Below are 17320 nucleotides of genomic sequence, written 5' to 3' on the forward strand. Positions count from 1 at the left end.
CGCACATTCGGACCAGCCCGCAGCAGGCAGCCAAACTGCTTGCCGCGCTCCAGCCGGCCCGCGCGACGGAGTGCCAGCGGGGCGTTGTGGCCGCCGCGCCGTGCCAAGCCGCTACCCGCAGAACACGCCCTCAAGTCGGCGTATCCACCTCGTCCCAGGCTGCATCTTCGAAATGCAGCAGCCAGTTGAGCGCGTAGTGCCGCTCGTAGACCACGCCGGGCACGACGCCGGCGGGCACCGGCTGCTTGGACTGCCCGGCCTGGCGCACTGCCCAATGCAGGCGCAGGTGCCGGTCCAGCGCATCCAGCAGCTCCGGCAGCGGGCGCAATACCAGCACCGGCGGCGTGTGCGCCTCGGCGTGCTCCAGCGCGCGCCGGGCCACGCCCGGCACATCGCACAGATCGGTTGGCAGAGGCAGCGTGTCGGTCATGCCCGCCGCCCATTGCAGCGTCGCCAGGCTTTCGTAGCGCCAGCCGAAGTTGGCCAGCTGCTGCGGATCCGGTTGCGTTTGCTCGAAAAATTCCAGCTCCTGCGGTGACAGCGCGGCCGCCAAGCCCGGCAGCCGCGCGCCCATCTCGGCAAGCGACGGCGGTGGATCGCCTGCGGCGAGGATCTCTGCACGCAGCGCCACCGCAAACAGCGCGCGCATGCGCTCGGCCACGGCTGTGGCATCGCGCACCCGGGCTTCGGCCTCACCGGGCACCGGTGGCAGGCTGGGCGGCACGCGGATGCCCAGCGCGGCCAACTGATCCTGCTGCCGCGCGCGGCGCTCCAGCGCGTCCGGTGGATACGGCACCTGCGCATCGTCGTCGAGCGGCGGCTCGCCCTGGCTCAGCAGCACGTGCCCGTGCGGGTCGCGCACGCTGCCATCGGCCAGGAAGCACACCGCGTTGGCCTGCTCGGCCCACTTGGCCAACGCACCGAAGGCGGCATCGTCCACCTCGAAGGTGAACTGCTGGCGCACCCGCTGCACGTGGCGCATCAGGTGGTAGCGCGCCTGCGTCATCTGGCCATCGCCGGCCTGGCTCACATAGCCGACAAACCCGTGCAGATGGTTGGTCAACTCCGGGTCGGTGTGGTCGCGGTGCTGCACCGCAGCCTGCGGCAGAAAATCCGGCCACACGGGATCGCGCAGCGTGGAATAGGCATTGACCAACAACGGCATGACGCGTCCTTTGGGCGGCAAGACAGGCCGGCAGCGTGCCGCAGGCCAGCTCAGCTGTCCACGCCAGGGCCAAGATCGATCACGTAATACAGCACGTCATCGGTGCCCGGACTCAGCACCCGCAGCCCCTGCCGCTGCAGCCCGAGTTGTTCCAGCGCACGGATCGAATCGCTGTTGTCGGGCGACACGATCGCGCACAGCTGCGGCAGCCGCAGCACATCGCGCGCATACCGCAGCACGGCATGCCCGGCCTCGCGCACATAGCCCTTGCCGCGATAATCCGGCAACAGCGCAAAGCCGATATGCGGCACCGGCAAGGTGTCGCGGCACAACAACCCCAGGGTGCCTGCGAAGGCGCCTTCGTCACGCGTTTCAACCGCCCAGTGCGCGAACCCGTGGCGCTCCTGATGCGCCTGCGCCCACTCGCGCAGGTGCGCGCGCGCCTGCTCGCGGGTCCGTACGCCACGATCGTTGATGCCGGCGATGAAGGCGGGGTCGTTGACCAACGCCAGCATTGCGTCGGCGTCGCGCTCCGCATCAAGCGTCCGCAAGCGCAGGCGCGGGGTTTCGATCACCACGGTCACGGTGTGCTCCGGCATCAGGAACACCCAGCCTGCCGTGCAGATGCCTCACTGGCAAGCCTGTGCGGGCACAGCGTCGTGGGGTGGCAGGCGTTTACTTGCAAGGCAAAACCGCCTGGCGATAAGCATCAACAAATGCCACACGACAATTGCTGCACACCTCGCTCTACTCGTGCAGTTGGCACGCTGCGCGCCGTGATCGCGTGCTATGCGCACGACCGAGAGTGCCTGCATCGTTGCCATGGTTGAGAAGGCGTCCGCCGCAGCACGCATGCGACCACATGCTGCGGGATTCCAGACGCGTGCAGCACGCGCAAACACCGCGCATCAACTCGCTGCTTGAAGCCCCAGGGACTCATCGTGCAAGCGATGCGCATCGGCGCCGACCAGCGCCTTACCGCCTCTCATACGCACGTGTTGTCAGCGTGCGTTAGTCGAACAACGCCTGGATCGCCGCCAGCCCCGCGTTGGCGCGTTCCTTCTTGCGTTCGGCATCGGCCACCGGGTCGGCGCCGTCGCGTTGCAGTTCGGCCGCCGGAATCTCGTCGAAGAAGCGGCTCGGCTTCAGTCGCACATGCTCGCCGAACTTGCGCGTCAACTTGCTGTAGCTCATCCACAACTGCTGCTTGGCGCGGGTAATGCCCACGTACAACAGGCGCCGCTCTTCCTGCAGGTTGCCTTCTTCCAGGCTGACCTCGTGCGGCAGCACGCCGTCCTCGCAGCCAACGATGAACACGTAGCGGAATTCCAGGCCCTTGGACGCATGCATGGTCATCATGCGCACCTGGTTGCCGCCGTCGTCCTTGTCGTTACGCGACAGCAGCGCCAACTGCGCCGCCAGATCGCTGGCGCTGGCGCCACGCGGGCCGCCTTCGAACCATTCGGCCAGCTCATCGAGGTTGCGCTTGCGGCGCTGGAACCCGGCTTCGTCCTTGGACTGATTGCGCAGGTCGTTGAGCAGGCCGGACTTGTCGGCCAAGGTGCGCACCAATTCGCCGGCCGGCAGCGTGGCCGAATGCTCGCGCATATCGCGCAGGATGTCGGTAAATGCGCTCAGGCCGTTGGCCGCACGCGGCGGCAAGTGCTGCAGCGCGCCCATCGATTCGGCCGCGCGTGACATCGGCACCGACTTGGCACTGGCCAGTTCGGCCAATCGCGCCAGCGAGGTCGCACCGACTTCGCGCTTGGGCGACTGCACCGCACGCAAGAACGCGGCGTCGTCTTCGGGATTGACGATCAGCCGCAACCACGACAGCACGTCCTTGACCTCCTGCCGCTCCAAAAACGCGGTGCCGCCGGTGAGGTGGTACGGCACACGCAGCAACTGCAGCGCCTTTTCCAGTGGCCGCGACTGGAAGTTGCCACGGAACAGGATGCAGAAATCGCTCCACGGCACCTGCTTGGCCGTGCCCAGGAACGAAATCTCGGCGGCCACTTTTTCCGCTTCGTGCTCGCTGTCGCGGCACTCCCACACGCGAATGCGCTCACCGTCGGCCTGGTCGCTCCACAGGGTCTTCAAGTGCTCGTGCGGGTTGTGCGCGATCAAGGCATTGGCCGCACGCAGCACGCGGTTGGAGCAACGGTAGTTCTGCTCCAGCTTGATGATTTCCAGCGCCGGGTAGTCGCGCCCCATCTGCTGCAGGTTTTCCGGGTTGGCGCCACGCCAAGCGTAGATGCTCTGGTCGTCGTCGCCCACGCAGGTAAAGTTGCCGCGCGGCCCGGCCAGCATCTTCAGCAGCCGGTACTGCGCATCGTTGGTGTCCTGGCACTCGTCGACCAGCAGGTAGCCGATGCGTTCGCGCCAGCCCATCACGATCTCTTCGTTGGCCTCCAGGATCTGCACCGGCAGGCGGATCAGGTCATCGAAGTCCACCGCGTTGAAGGTGGTCAGCCGCGCCTGGTAGCGCTCATACAGGCTGGCCGCTTCCTTCTCGCGGTTGCTGCGCGCCGCAGCCATCGCCTGCTCGGGCGACATGCCGGCGTTCTTGGCCCGCGAAATCAGGTTCTTGGCGTCTTCGATCGCATCGGGCTTGGCCCCATGCATCAGGTCCTTGATCTGCGCGGCCGCATCGTCGGAATCGAAGATCGAAAACCCACGCTTCAACCCGGCCGCGGCATGCTCGATCTGCAGGAACTTCAACCCCAGCGCGTGGAAGGTACAGATGGTCAGCCCGTCGGCCCCGTCGCCACGGATACGCTTGGCCACACGCTCGCGCATTTCCTTGGCCGACTTGTTGGTAAAGGTGATCGCGGCGATGCGCTTGGCCGGATAGCGGCCGATGGCGATCAGATGCGCGATCTTCTCCACGATCACGCGCGTCTTGCCGCTGCCGGCACCGGCCAGCACCAACAAGGGACCTTCGCAGTGCAGGACGGCAGCGCTTTGCGGGGGATTGAGACCGTGCATAGGGACTTCCAACAGAGCGGGCCATTGTACCGGCGCGGCTGCGGGCAGGCCGCCGGCGTCGGTTCATGCGGCAAGCCATGACCGCACGCCACCTGACCCGGTAAACTCATCCAATGGCCAAGCTCTATTTCTATTATTGGCGTAAGAGGGTGTTCAGAGGCGTAAGTAAATGGCTGTTTCTTAGCTTATTTTCGGGCCGTCTTCGTAAGTTGGTTTCAGGTTGTATTCGGACGCGATACCGTCGGCATGACACCGGCTGCTTATGCCCAACATCTGACAAACACCGATATCATCAACCCCGGACTCTAAACCAAGCCGCTACTCAGGGCGGGGGGACGTCGATTGGTCCAATCGGCTTTTTGAGTTCTTTCGACGCGAGGCCCGGCGCTTGGGGGATCTCAAGACGCATGGGCTGCCCGCCTATGCGAACCAGCCCCATGGGACCTTGATCGTTCTGTGTTCCGCCGAGCGAGAACAAAGCTTGAAGATGAGCGCCAGAGTGCAGCGCGTTATTGCGGAGGCTTGAAGGCTTGGAGAATGTCCGAAGTGATACGCCCAGGGTTTCCTAGACATCTCAAGGCCATGGAAAATGGTCGATTCGGAGGTGCCTATGAGCAGCAAGCGATATACGGATGAGTTCAAGATCGAGGCGGTCCGGCAAGTGACTGATCGTGGGTTCAAGGTGGCAGAAGTCGCCGAGCGGCTGGGTGTCACGACGCACAGCCTGTACGCCTGGCTGCGCACGTTCGGCAAGTCTGGCGTGGTGCATCGCGCCGAGGTGGACCAGAGCGCCGAGGTTCGGCGGCTGAAGGCAGAGTTGCGTCGAGTGACCGAGGAGCGCGACATCCTAAAAAAGGCCGCCGCGTACTTTGCCAAGGGGTAAAGGCAAAGTACGCCTTCATGCAAGCCCACTGCGGGGAATTCAGGGTGTGTGCAATGTGCCGGGTATTGCGGGTCAACCGGTCGGGTTATTACGCCTGGTTGTGCTCGCCCAACAGTGAGCGCGCCAAGGAAGATGATCGCTTGCTTGGACTAATCAAGCACCACTGGCTGGCCAGCGGCAGTGTCTATGGGCATCGCAAGATCACCACGGATCTGCGCGATCTGGGTGAGCGTTGTAGTCGTCATCGGGTGCATCGGCTGATGCGCACCGAGGGACTGCGTGCCCAGGTGGGCTATGGTCGCAAACCGCGCTTCCATGGAGGAATGCAGTGCAAGGCGGCGGCCAACCTGCTTGACCGACAGTTCGACGTGACGGAGCCGGACACGGCCTGGGCGAGCGATTTCACCTTCATCCGCACGCATGAAGGCTGGATGTATTTGGCTGTTGTGATCGATCTGTTTTCCAGGCAGGTCGTCGGCTGGGCGATGCGCGATCGGGCCGACACCGAGTTGGTCGTGCAGGCGGTGTTGTCTGCGGTGTGGCGGCGCAAACCCAACGCTGGTTGCTTGGTTCATTCGGACCAAGGGTCTGTCTACACCAGCGATGACTGGCGCAGTTTCCTGGCGTCCCATGGCTTGGTGTGCAGCATGAGTCGGCGTGGCAACTGCCACGACAACGCACCCGTGGAGAGCTTCTTCGGCCTGCTCAAACGCGAGCGGATCAGGCGGCGGACCTATCCCACCAAGGACGCCGCTCGCGCCGAGGTATTCGACTACATCGAGATGTTCTACAACCCCAACCGCCGCCACGGTTCAACTGGCGACCTGTCACCTGTAGAGTTTGAACGGCGCTACGCGCAACGAGGGTCTTGAGTGTCTACGGAACCCTGGGCGTATCACCCACTTGTTCATGTCCTTCTTACGGTCTCCCGAAGAGAACCGAGCGAACAACTTGGAGATGCGCTCTATTTCTTCCTGAGCCTTCTTGTGATTGTCCTCATCAACGGGGAGCACTCTTTCGCGCGCTGGATCGTCGATGCCCACGAATTGGGAGTAGCACATGAAGACTTCGCCCTGCGCTTCGTCATCAGCTACTTTTTTGCGCATGATAAGAATAGACGTCTTGACTCTTGCTTCAGATCGCTGGAAGGCGTCGCCTGGCAGCGATACAACCGCTTCTACGATGTATTTTTGGGCTAGCCAGGCACGGGTAGTCGCGAAAGCCTTGCTGCCTAGTACGCTATCGTCTATCACGCTCACCAAACGCCCTCCTGGTTTGAGGAAGTCTAGATAACGCTCCAAGAACATTGCGCTCGACTTAAGTTTGGCTTTCGGAAGGATCTCGGCGGGACCGTCGTACGACAGCTCATACGCATCCAAAACCGACGGTGCGTATGCACGTCCACCACCCCGCTTCTTACGTTCGTAATCGCGCGCAAAGGGCGGATTTGTCAGTGCGACGTCAGCAAAGCCCTCAGCGTTGTCCTTCAGGACACGCTTAAAGTCTCTAAGTTCGGACCTGGACTCTGGGCTAGCATTGTTTTCCTCTGCGAGCCCCTTGTCCAATGCGTCCAACTGATAGATTGCGCTTCCGCCGTCTCCATGCAGATACATGTTCATTCTGGCGATGCGGGCCAGTGCCGGATCTTTGGCCGAGTCAATTCCGTAGATGCACTTAGTTGCGATATCGTTCTTAAGCTCATTCTTTGCAGCCTGCGACAGCTTGGGAGAGCTCTCAACCTTCTTCCACATAGCCGCCAGAGCCTCGATAAGGAACCCCCCACTTCCGCAGCATCCATCAATAACTACATCGCATCCCTGATGCTTGATCCCAACTTGCAGATCAGACATCGCGACCGCCAACTTGACGACGCTTCGCGGCGTAAAGTACTGACCAAGCGACTTGCCCCTCAGAGTGGCATTCAGGAACGTCTCAAATAGACGACCATTGATATCGGCGTCCAAACCGTAGAGATCGGCGGATTCCAGACGCCGGACGATGTCTTTTGTCAGATCTTTGCTCAGGGCTAGCTTCTCGTTTTCCGAGAAGATGCGTTTTTTGTTTTGCTGTTTTATTTGGAGTTCAAGACTCTCACGAAGCTCATCAAATCGGACAGCAATTGGATTATCAATCCCAGCTTCTTCCGCCGCATTGATGGCAGCCACAGAGAACTTCACATTGCGGGCAGGCTCGATCACCTGAAAAACGCCGGATTCAGCCATTTCAGGGTTCTTTTCGTGTACTTCGCGGTCTGATAGAAGCTTGATGAAGATAAGCTTCACAAATTCCATAAACGCAGCAGTGTAGCTGAGCGCGTCTTTTCTATGTATCTGATCATGGCACCAAGCAAAATCAGCGTTTAGATCGTTAGCGCTCTTCCTGCGTATTGTCAGGCTGGGCAACTGTTCGTTGAGCTGAACATTCAGTTTATCGCTATCAGCGGATAGCAGTTCCTTAAGCTGTTTTAGCTTCGGATTGCCCACCGCGAAGTCTTTGAAATCCATCACGAGAAGCGGCCGGCTTGAGTCCCAGTGGTACACGCGGGTTTCTTTGCCATTCGTCAGCATGTAGTAAAGGACGGGGTTCTCACCTGGGCCGTATCGCTCGTTAAGCTCATGGCAATAGCTCTTACATTGGCCGCGCCATTTCTCAATACCCTCTGATGGGCTCTTCGCATCACAGACCCAGCGAACGTGGCCGCCCTTAGTGACAGCGAAATCAGGCCGATACAGTACACGCCGCCGACCAGCGCTAACAGAAAGCGTCTCGATGGTCTCTTTCAGCCGGATATTGGTGTCCTTGTAGCCAAGGAGGTCCTTCAGCATCCTCGCCATGAAGAACGACTCCACTCCGGCCTCGTTCCTAAGGTCCTTGTCCGTGCAAAGGATATTTTTAGTCATGCTGCCCTTAACTCCATCATGTCCTGTACTGTGACCACCAATCACTTTTTGGCTTTTGGTGATCAGTGCACCTGCACGTCTAACTGGCGGTCCAAGTCCACGCTATCGCGTGGGCGCTTGGTCTAACGATCTATGCTAGCTCAGGACAGCCCGAAGACGTCATTGCAGCAGCTTCGAGCCACTGCATTGGCGCGGTACAGTGGCGTCAGGCCATCTCGTATCCTGAGACAGCGCTCATGTTCGGGAAGCTGCGTTGCAACCGATTGCAACAGACGGTCCGTGCTGGACTCGCGGCACCGGCTGCAAGTGACGGTATAACTGTCGGTACTGGTTCACAGTCATGCGTCCGCTTCCTACATAATTCCCATTAAATTCAATACCTTAAGTTGAACCCAGTTGGCCAAGCTCTATTTCTACTACTCGGCAATGAATGCCGGGAAGACCACCACCTTGCTGCAGTCGGCGCACAACTACCGCGAGCGGGGTATGCGCACGTCCATCCTCACGCCCAAGCTCGATCACCGCGCCGGCAGCGGCGTGGTCGCCTCGCGCATCGGCTTGCGCGCCGATGGGCAGACCTTCGACCGCCAGACCGAGTTGCTGCAGTTGATCGAGCGCGACATTGCCGCGCACGGCCCGCTGCACTGCGTGCTGGTCGACGAGGCGCAGTTCCTCAGCAGCGCGCAGGTCTGGCAGCTGAGCGAGGTGGTCGACCGCCTGCGCATCCCGGTGCTCTGCTACGGGTTGCGGACCGATTTCCGCGGCGAGCTGTTCGAAGGCAGCCAGTTCCTGCTGGCCTGGGCCGATGAGCTGGAAGAGATCAAGACCATCTGCCACAGCGGCAGCAAGGCCACCATGACCGTGCGCGTGGACGCACAAGGGCATGCGGTGCAGGACGGCCCGCAGGTGGAGATCGGCGGCAACGAGCGCTATGTCTCGGTCAGCCGCGCCGAGTTCAAGAAGATCATGCGTGGCGAAGGCCGGATCGACCCGCTGCAGATCGCGTTGCCGTTGCCGCCGGCGTAAATCACGCTTCGCCACGACGCGCACGCCGGCGGGGTGCCGGGAATCGTAGTGCATGGGCAGGGACATGAGGCCTGCAACCTTGCTGGCGGCGATCGCCTTTCCGCACTGCCGCTGCCGATGCAGGCGCGCGTGGCAGGTGACGCGCGTGCAGACTCCACACCGCAGCATCGGTAGCTGCCAACATGTCAGCCATCAGCAGGTGACATACCGCTGTATCAGCGCGTTATACCAATCGTCAGACCACCACACGCGATTGCGCCGGCAACGCCGCGCTCTCACAACCGGACGCAACCGGGCTCCTGTAAACTGCGTGCATCACGGTCCGGGAAGAAACGCATGGGTCAGCTTCCTCCCGAATTGCACGCCGATGTCGCGCGTGTCGGCCGGCTGTCGTCGGTCCCCGATGTGCTGACCATCCTCACCCGCCTCACCGGCATGCGCTTTGCCGCGGTTGCCCGGGTCACCGATGCGCGCTGGGTCACCTGCCAGGTGCAGGACACGCTCGCCTTCGGTCTGCAGCCCGGCGACGAACTGCCGCTGGCCACCACGTTCTGCGATGGCGTGCGCCTGCGTAACCAGGCGGTGTCGTTTGGCCATGCCTCGCAGCACCCGGTCTACCGCGACCATCCCTCGCCCAAGTTGTATGGCTTCGAGAGCTATGTGTCGGTGCCGATCCGTCTCGACGACGGCAGCGTGTTCGGCACCTTGTGCGCGCTGGATCCGGAGCCGCGCGTGATGGATGCGCCGCTGGTGGAGAAGATCGAACTGCTCGCGCAATTGCTGGGCGCGCAGATCCAGGCCGAACTCCGCGCCGAACAGAGCGCGCTGGAATCGCGGCAAGCCCGCAGCGAACTCGGACGGGTCGGCGCCTCGGCGCGGCTGCGCGAAGAGTTCATCGGCATCCTCGGCCACGACCTGCGCAACCCGCTGCAATCGATGCATGCGGTGGTGGACATGCTGTCCATCGACCAACTCAGCCAGCGCCAGGGCGGCGCCATCCGCTCGCTGCAGCGCAGCCTGCGGCGCATGGAAGAGTTGATCGACTTCGCCAGCGATTTCGCACGCGGCATCGAACGCGACTGGCTGCAGCTGGACTATGGCAACGGTAGCGACTTGCTCGATGCGCTCTCGCAGGTGGTGGACGAAACCCGCGCCGCTTATCCCAACCAGGTGCTTTCCGCGCACGTGGCCATCGACGAACCGGTGCATGGCGATGCCATCCGGCTGGCGCAGATGTTCGGCAGCCTGATGATCAACGCAGTGGTGCAAGGCCAGCAGAGCTCGCTGATCAAGGCCATCGCGGTTACCGAACAAGGCCGGCTGCGCATCGAAGTCTGCAACCTGGACGGCATCGAACCACGCCGGCTGGACATCCTGCATGCCTCCACGCATGTGCATACCGCCGGGCGTGCCCTGCCCGAGGTCGACCTGGGCCTGCACATGGCCGCACAGATCGCGCAGGCCCATCAGGGCGAGCTGCGCATCACCAGTGGCAAGGACGGCACCTGCTTCCACGTGGAGCTGGCCTGCCAGCGCCCACGTGCGCGGATGCAGCTGGTCGACAACCGCTCGACCCCGGCCTAAGCACGGCCAGGGTCCCGGCAACGCAGGTCAGTAGATCTTGCGTTCGCTCGCCGGCGGCGGCGTCCACTGGTACAGCCAGGTTTCGGTCAACGGCTTACCGTTGGCGCGCAGGAACAGACGGATATCGATCTGCTGGGTGCCCTCATCCGGCGGCACCAGGTCGAACATCGCCCGGTAGCCCTTGAGCTCATGCAGCGGCCGCGCCGAGACGATCTCGGTGGTGCCGCGCGACACCTGCAGCACCGCTTCGACCTTGGCCTTGGGGTCCTTTGCAAGCGCAGCCAGTTCACCGCCAGCAAAATCCACCGCAAAGCGCCAGGAGAAATGGCTGCGTTTCTGGCCCACGATGCCGCCCAGCCCGGTGCGCGTGGCCACGCAATGCGCCAGCGGCGAACTGGCCGGCGGGTGCGCACCCCAGTACAAGCGGTACCCCATCAATAGTTCCTGCCCCGGCTGCGGCTTGGCCTGCGGGTTCCAGAACGCCACGATGTTGTCGAAGGTCTCGTCCACGGTGGGGATCTCCACCAACTGCACCGAGCCCTTGCCCCAGCCGCTCTTGGGCTCCACCCACAGGCACGGGCGCTTCTCGTAGAACACGCCGTCGTCCTGGTAATGATCGAAATTGCGATCGCGCTGCAGCAAGCCAAAGCCGCGCGGGTTCTCGTCCACGAACATGTTGAAACGCAGGTGCGGCGGATTGCATAGCGGCCGCCAGATCCACTCGCCGCCGCCGGTCCACATCGCCAGGCCATCGGTATCGTGGATTTCTGGGCGCCAGTCCCAGTCCATGCGGCGGTCGTTCTCGCCGGTCTGGTACATGCTCGTGCACGGGCCGATGCCCAGCCGCTCGATCGCCTTGCGCGGATACAACGCACTGTCGATATCCATCACCAGTACCTCGCCATTGGTGATGGCAAAGCGGTACGCGCCGGACACGCTGGGCGAATCCAGCAAGCCGTAGACCACCACCGTGTCCGAATCGTCGGCCGGTTGTTCCAGGTAATAGGCGATGAAATCGGGAAATTCTTCCGGCCCACCGGTACCGGTATCGATCGCCAGCCCGCGCGCCGATTGCCCGTACTGGCCTTCCTTGCCCACCGCACGGAAGTAGCTCGCCCCCAGGAACGCGGAGAAATCGCGGTCGGTATCCTTGCGTGTGTTGAGCCGGAAGCCGGCAAACCCCAGGTCCTTGGGCAGCTGTTTGCCACCCAGGCCGCTGCGGCCGTAATCGAACGCCGCCGGGTCGTACGCCAGCTGCTGCGCCTTGCCATCGACGATGTCGTAGATGTGCACCGGGGTGTGGAAGTACAGGCCCAGATGGAAGAACTTCGCCTGGAACTTGCCATTGCCGTCGGCCCACAATGCGTGATCTTGGCGGTAGCGGATCGACTGGTACTGATCCCAGTTCAAGGATTCCAGCGGGCCAGGCAGCACCTGCTTGTGGCTTTTGTAGGGCGCCTTGGCCAATGCACGCGCCTGGCCCTTGAGCCACGCATAGTCGAACGGCTGCGGCTGGCCCAGGCGACGCAGCCCCACTGCCTTGGCAGCCAGCGCCCACGGCGGCAGCGCCGGCAAACCGAGCGCAGCCAGGGCGGCGGCGGCATTCTTCAGGAAGTGGCGTCGTTGCATGCGCTGGATCTGATCGGTGGTGTGGGCTACATCATAGCCACACCAACGCCCGGCACAGACGTTATGCGCTACTCAGGGCACCGCAGGCGAACCGGCGCAGGCATTGGTCAACGCAAGCTCCTGCGCCTTGCTGCACAGGAATTGCCGCTGCGCCTGCCGCTCGTTGGGCCCGGTATAGCGCAGCAGCGTCCATTGCTCCTGCGCCTGCATGTCGGCACCGGGCGCGAGCGTGCGATACGGCGCGTGCACCTCCATTTCCAGCAGACCGTGTTCGGGGTGCTGCGGGGGCGCGTCCAGATACAGTTCCACCTGTCCTTGTTCGGGATGGATACGCGCCTTCGGCTGGTGCGCAAAGCGAATCACCAACACCTGCGTGCCGGCAAAACCAGCCATCCAGCCAGCGGACGGCTGCAGCAGCAGCTTGCCGCGCTGGATCAACGTGTCCGCGCGGGTGTCGGCACTCAAGACGAACAGGCCACCTTCAAGCTGATAACGCGGCGCGACGGTACCGGGATCGCTGGGTGGTTGCAGGCGTAGATCGGCCGCGTCCGCCACCGGCACGAACACCCGCGTATCTGCAGCCACACGTGTGTTGAACCACAGATCCCAGCTGAGCGGCTCGGTGCGGATGTTGCGGGCGGTGGCCTGCACGTCGATGGTGTCCGGGCGCGACGGCGACAGGGCCACACGCTTGCGCAGTTGCACGCCGGTCACCGGGCTGGGCACGCCGTCCATCACCAGCTGCGTCGCGTCATGTATTGTCGCCCGCGTCGTCGCCAGCGAGAGATAGGGGTCCGGCGGCCACACCGCGCCTGCTGCCTTGCGCTGTGGATTGACCTGTTGATGCAGCCACCAGTGGCTTTGCGGGCCAACCCAGACGTCATGCCCCAGGTAGGCGATATCGCCTGCAGTGCCCGATACCTGCGGTGCCCGCTGCTGTTCCACCGCCGCACCGAGCTTGAGCACGCTCGGCTGACCCCGTAGCTGAAATGCCAGGATGCGCCCTCCAAACGACGGCGTGGCCGTCACTTCGATCACCTCGTTACCGAGCGTGAGGCGTTCGATGGCGGGAGGCGTCTTACGCGCTGCAGTGTCTGCGCAGCTGCCCGCCGAGGGCAATACGAGCAGTCCCGTCATGACCGCCACCACAGGAAAGCGCATCACCTTCGCCATGCCCAACTCCGCATCCATCGATCAGCCAATTGTCGCGCGCTGGTGCGCGGCACACCAGCAAGTGCGCTGCAGGAGCGAGCGCTGCCGATGTCTGCAGGTGCAACTGGCAAAGCACCAAATAATGCGAAACGTAGACGCGATGCCGACATGCATCGGATGGAAGCGCCGCTGCACATCTATGCAGAGACTGGCGGTTTTACAAAGTGATGCGATGGAATGCGTTTGGCGAATGCCAACAGGCCTCAGCTGGAAGCTGCTGCATCTACGCCGCGGCTCGCGACTTACAGCGTGGCAGTGGTGAACTTAGAGCAGCTATCAAAAATTACTGCGCAGCCGTCAGGTGGGCGCGGCCGGTGCTCGGAATCGGCATGTACCCACGTACATTCCGGTTCCTCCGCGCCGTCCGCACCCACCTGACGACTGCTCGCTACGTTTTGTTAGCCGCTCTTGGTCGCGTGATACAGACAGGCGTTAGCTGGAAGCCATGCTGCTCTGTTTATGCCGCAGGTAGCGGCTTACAAAGTGACATGGTAGATGCAGTTGATGATTCGACAGATTTCAGGAAGAGTCGAAGCGGCGATGTTTATGCAGCGAGTAGCCGCTTACGAAGTGATGCTTGTCTCCGTCGCGTTACTGCTTGTATTTGAGCGGCAGCTAGCGCTGGCAAGCCGCACACCACACCGTGGCGCGTTGGCCGATTGTGGCGTGCTTCAACTCGCCACCGCAGTGTCTGCAGGCTTCGCCTTCGCGGCCATACACCATCAGTTCCTGCTCGAAATAACCGGGCGCGCCGTCCGGGCTGATGAAATCGCGCAGCGTGGTTCCACCGCGCTGGATTGCATAGGCCAGGATTTCCTTCACCGCATCCGCCAGCCGTCGATAGCGCTCCCGCGACACCTTGCCAGCTTCCCGCAGCGGGCTGATTCCTGCGCGATGCAGGCTTTCTGCCGCATAGATATTGCCAACGCCGACCACCACCGCCTGGTCCATCAAGAAGGTCTTGACCGCCGCACGGCGACCGCATGCCAATGCGTGCAGATAATCGCCCGTAAATGCGGCAGATAATGGTTCGGGCCCAAGGCTGGCCAGCAGCTCATGCGTTTCGCAATCGCGCTGCCATAACAGGCAACCAAAGCGGCGTGGGTCATTGAACCGCAGGACACGCCCGTTCTGCAGGCTGATATCCACATGGTCGTGCGCACGTGGTGGCGTATCGCCCGGCAAAACCCGCAGGCTGCCCGACATCCCTAAATGCAGCACGGCACTGCCGCCTGCATCGGTATCGATCAGCAGATACTTCGCCCGCCGACGCACATCGGTAATCGTGGCGCCTGGCAGCAACTGTTCGATCTGCGCTGCAATCGGCCACCGCAGGTCAGGCCGCCGCAGGATCACGCCATGGATGCGTTGCCCCACCAGGTGCGGGGCCAGTCCACGTAGGGTGGTTTCGACTTCGGGAAGCTCAGGCATGCAGATCGACTCGACTCACGGTAATAGACCGGAGCACACCACATGGTGGTGCACGCAGGCAAACACAAATGCTGTGGCGATATGAGCGGACCTAGAACCCCGCGTGCAGCAGCAGATTCTAGCCGTCTACCGGACCTACCAAGCGATCTAAACGCATGGCGGCTACTACAGGAATGTGCTCAGACATCGCATGTGGCTAAGCGCACCACTCATCTGTGCAGCAGTGTCAGTAAATGCCTATTACCCGTGCCGAAGAGGCCAATGTTTTACGCATAGTGCCTACGCATAACGCCAGGCTGATCAGCTAAGCGGACTAAGAAACGGTCGATCCACGCGGCCTCACCACATGCATTCTGTCGCTGGACGCTGCGCACCAATACCAAGACCAACACCTAAAGCAAACGTGTCCAAGCCGAGTCAGCATTAAAGCGCTAGGACCGAGCGCGTCCAGCTGCGGTCATCTTCTCGCCCATGGATATGTCTTTGGTCAAATTGCAGGCAAAAAGAAACCCTCAGTCCTGTTGGACTGAGGGTTTCGGGTAAAGCCCCTGGCGATGACCTACTCTCGCATGGCTTGAGCCACACTACCATCGGCGCAGCTGCGTTTCACTTCCGAGTTCGGGATGGGATCGGGTGGTTCCACAGCGCTAATTTCACCAGGGAGACGGTTGGAGCGTCGCCATCCAAGAAACGGATTAAGGCGCCCAGTCTCGCATAGTTAACTTGTGACGTAGCTTGCGTTTGGGGATCTACCAACGTTCGTTGGGACCAAGGCAACTTGAGGTTATATGGTCAAGCCGCACGGATCATTAGTATCAGTTAGCTCAATACATTGCTGTACTTACACACCTGACCTATCAACCACATAGTCTATATGGTTCCTTTAGGGGGCTTGTGCCCCGGGAAGTCTCATCTTGAGGCGCGCTTCCCGCTTAGATGCTTTCAGCGGTTATCGCTTCCGAACATAGCTACCCGGCAATGCCACTGGCGTGACAACCGGAACACCAGAGGTTCGTCCACTCCGGTCCTCTCGTACTAGGAGCAGCCCCTCTCAAACTTCCAACGCCCATGGCAGATAGGGACCGAACTGTCTCACGACGTTCTGAACCCAGCTCGCGTACCACTTTAAATGGCGAACAGCCATACCCTTGGGACCGACTACAGCCCCAGGATGTGATGAGCCGACATCGAGGTGCCAAACACCGCCGTCGATATGAACTCTTGGGCGGTATCAGCCTGTTATCCCCGGAGTACCTTTTATCCGTTGAGCGATGGCCCTTCCATACAGAACCACCGGATCACTAAGACCTACTTTCGTACCTGCTTGATCCGTCGATCTTGCAGTCAAGCACGCTTATGCCTTTGCACACAGTGCGCGATGTCCGACCGCGCTGAGCGTACCTTCGTGCTCCTCCGTTACTCTTTAGGAGGAGACCGCCCCAGTCAAACTACCCACCATACACGGTCCCTGATCCGGATAACGGATCTAGGTTAGAACGTCAAGCACGACAGGGTGGTATTTCAAGGTTGGCTCCACTGCAGCTAGCGCCACAGTTTCATAGCCTCCCACCTATCCTACACAGACGAACTCAACGTTCAGTGTAAAGCTATAGTAAAGGTTCACGGGGTCTTTCCGTCTTGCCACGGGAACGCTGCATCTTCACAGCGATTTCAATTTCACTGAGTCTCGGGTGGAGACAGCGCCGCTGTCGTTACGCCATTCGTGCAGGTCGGAACTTACCCGACAAGGAATTTCGCTACCTTAGGACCGTTATAGTTACGGCCGCCGTTTACTGGGGCTTCGATCAAGAGCTTCGCCTTGCGGCTGACCCCATCAATTAACCTTCCAGCACCGGGCAGGCGTCACACCCTATACGTCCACTTTCGTGTTTGCAGAGTGCTGTGTTTTTGATAAACAGTCGCAGCGGCCTGGTTTCTGCGACCCTCTTCAGCTATAGCTCGCATGAGCCACCAAAAAGGGTGCACCTTCTCCCGAAGTTACGGTGCCATGTTGCCTAGTTCCTTCACCCGAGTTCTCTCAAGCGCCTGAGAATTCTCATCCTACCCACCTGTGTCGGTTTACGGTACGGTCTTCGTGAGCTGAAGCTTAGGAGCTTTTCCTGGAAGCGTGGTATCAGTGACTTCGCCATAAAGGCTCGTCTCGGTGCTCGGTCTTAAAGGATCCCGGATTTGCCAAAGATCCAAACCTACCGCCTTTCCCCGGGACAACCAACGCCCGGTACACCTAACCTTCTCCGTCCCTCCATCGCACTCACGCGAGGTGCAGGAATATTAACCTGCTTCCCATCGACTACGGCTTTCGCCCTCGCCTTAGGGACCGACTAACCCTGCGTCGATTAACGTTGCGCAAGGAAACCTTGGGCTTTCGGCGTGCGGGCTTTTCACCCGCATTATCGTTACTCATGTCAGCATTCGCACTTCCGATACCTCCAGCAGACTTCTCAATCCACCTTCGCAGGCTTACGGAACGCTCCTCTACCG

The 17320-nt window shown here is 61.3% G+C and carries 10 protein-coding genes, 2 rRNA genes and 1 other RNA gene (1 of these 13 only partly in view); 4 read left to right on the plus strand and 9 right to left on the minus strand.

Going from position 1 to position 17320, the window contains the following annotated elements; genetic code table 11:
- Positions 1-130 precede the first annotated feature (130 nt).
- From XCC_RS21450 to XCC_RS21460, 3 genes are all read right to left on the minus strand, one after another.
- Positions 131-1165, minus strand: coding sequence for a DUF4272 domain-containing protein (locus tag XCC_RS21450; RefSeq protein ID WP_012439670.1), 1035 nt, complete (start codon positions 1163-1165; stop codon positions 131-133).
- A 50-nt stretch (positions 1166-1215) separates the two neighbouring features.
- Complete coding sequence (locus XCC_RS21455) at positions 1216-1764, minus strand: GNAT family N-acetyltransferase (RefSeq protein ID WP_043877947.1); 549 nt, start codon at positions 1762-1764, stop codon at positions 1216-1218.
- A 412-nt stretch (positions 1765-2176) separates the two neighbouring features.
- Positions 2177-4153: a UvrD-helicase domain-containing protein gene (locus XCC_RS21460; RefSeq protein ID WP_011039208.1), complete on the minus strand. Its 1977-nt coding sequence runs from the start codon at positions 4151-4153 to the stop codon at positions 2177-2179.
- 610 nt (positions 4154-4763) lie between these two features.
- On the opposite strand from XCC_RS21460, the gene XCC_RS21465 reads away from it, so the two are divergent.
- A protein-coding gene (locus XCC_RS21465; protein WP_087942071.1) for an IS3 family transposase occupies positions 4764-5908 on the plus strand; the annotation gives its coding sequence in 2 pieces (ribosomal slippage) (positions 4764-5001 and positions 5001-5908; 1146 coding nt in all).
- Here XCC_RS21465 and XCC_RS21470 read toward each other — a convergent pair.
- The gene (locus tag XCC_RS21470) at positions 5864-7936 is read right to left on the minus strand and encodes a restriction endonuclease subunit M (RefSeq protein WP_138922064.1); all 2073 of its coding nucleotides are present in this window, start codon (positions 7934-7936) and stop codon (positions 5864-5866) included. The two genes, XCC_RS21465 and XCC_RS21470, sit on opposite strands and share 45 nt — an antisense overlap.
- 396 nt (positions 7937-8332) lie before the next feature.
- On the opposite strand from XCC_RS21470, the gene XCC_RS21475 reads away from it, so the two are divergent.
- Both XCC_RS21475 and XCC_RS21480 read left to right on the plus strand, forming a co-directional pair.
- On the plus strand, positions 8333-8962 hold the full coding sequence (locus XCC_RS21475; RefSeq protein ID WP_011039212.1) for a thymidine kinase: 630 nt from the start codon (positions 8333-8335) through the stop codon (positions 8960-8962).
- Positions 8963-9298: 336 nt separating this feature from the next.
- Entirely contained in the window at positions 9299-10546 is a 1248-nt protein-coding gene (locus XCC_RS21480; protein ID WP_011039213.1) for a GAF domain-containing sensor histidine kinase, read from the plus strand.
- 27 nt (positions 10547-10573) lie between these two features.
- Here the strand turns inward: XCC_RS21480 and XCC_RS21485 are convergent, their stop codons facing one another.
- Both XCC_RS21485 and XCC_RS21490 read right to left on the minus strand, forming a co-directional pair.
- Positions 10574-12175 (minus strand): glucan biosynthesis protein, encoded by a 1602-nt coding sequence (locus XCC_RS21485; RefSeq protein WP_011039214.1) that lies wholly within the window; start codon positions 12173-12175, stop codon positions 10574-10576.
- Between the two features lie 72 nt (positions 12176-12247).
- On the minus strand, positions 12248-13366 hold the full coding sequence (locus XCC_RS21490; protein WP_011039215.1) for a DUF4380 domain-containing protein: 1119 nt from the start codon (positions 13364-13366) through the stop codon (positions 12248-12250).
- Positions 13367-13716: 350 nt separating this feature from the next.
- Here XCC_RS21490 and XCC_RS21495 point away from each other — a divergent pair.
- Positions 13717-13791: non-coding RNA, sX9 sRNA (locus tag XCC_RS21495), on the plus strand.
- A 211-nt stretch (positions 13792-14002) separates the two neighbouring features.
- On the opposite strand, the gene mutM is transcribed toward XCC_RS21495, so the two are convergent.
- The 3 genes from mutM to XCC_RS21510 form a co-directional block, all read right to left on the minus strand.
- Complete coding sequence (gene mutM, locus XCC_RS21500; RefSeq protein ID WP_011039216.1) at positions 14003-14818, minus strand: bifunctional DNA-formamidopyrimidine glycosylase/DNA-(apurinic or apyrimidinic site) lyase; 816 nt, start codon at positions 14816-14818, stop codon at positions 14003-14005.
- Between the two features lie 546 nt (positions 14819-15364).
- Positions 15365-15479, minus strand: a 5S ribosomal RNA gene (gene rrf / locus XCC_RS21505).
- Positions 15480-15606: 127 nt separating this feature from the next.
- A 23S ribosomal RNA gene (locus XCC_RS21510) occupies positions 15607-17320 on the minus strand (it continues 1169 nt past the right edge of the window).

The sequence above is a fragment of the Xanthomonas campestris pv. campestris str. ATCC 33913 genome (genome assembly GCF_000007145.1).
Taxonomy (GTDB): domain Bacteria; phylum Pseudomonadota; class Gammaproteobacteria; order Xanthomonadales; family Xanthomonadaceae; genus Xanthomonas; species Xanthomonas campestris.

Coding starts and splice junctions, on each gene's coding strand:
- XCC_RS21450 (WP_012439670.1), bottom strand. CDS start 1,165: ATGCCGTTGTTGGTCAATGCCTATTCCACGCTGCGCGATCCCGTGTGG.
- XCC_RS21455 (WP_043877947.1), bottom strand. CDS start 1,764: ATGCCGGAGCACACCGTGACCGTGGTGATCGAAACCCCGCGCCTGCGC.
- XCC_RS21460 (WP_011039208.1), bottom strand. CDS start 4,153: ATGCACGGTCTCAATCCCCCGCAAAGCGCTGCCGTCCTGCACTGCGAA.
- XCC_RS21470 (WP_138922064.1), bottom strand. CDS start 7,936: ATGACTAAAAATATCCTTTGCACGGACAAGGACCTTAGGAACGAGGCC.
- XCC_RS21480 (WP_011039213.1), top strand. CDS start 9,299: ATGGGTCAGCTTCCTCCCGAATTGCACGCCGATGTCGCGCGTGTCGGC.
- XCC_RS21485 (WP_011039214.1), bottom strand. CDS start 12,175: ATGCAACGACGCCACTTCCTGAAGAATGCCGCCGCCGCCCTGGCTGCG.
- XCC_RS21490 (WP_011039215.1), bottom strand. CDS start 13,366: ATGGATGCGGAGTTGGGCATGGCGAAGGTGATGCGCTTTCCTGTGGTG.
- mutM (WP_011039216.1), bottom strand. CDS start 14,818: ATGCCTGAGCTTCCCGAAGTCGAAACCACCCTACGTGGACTGGCCCCG.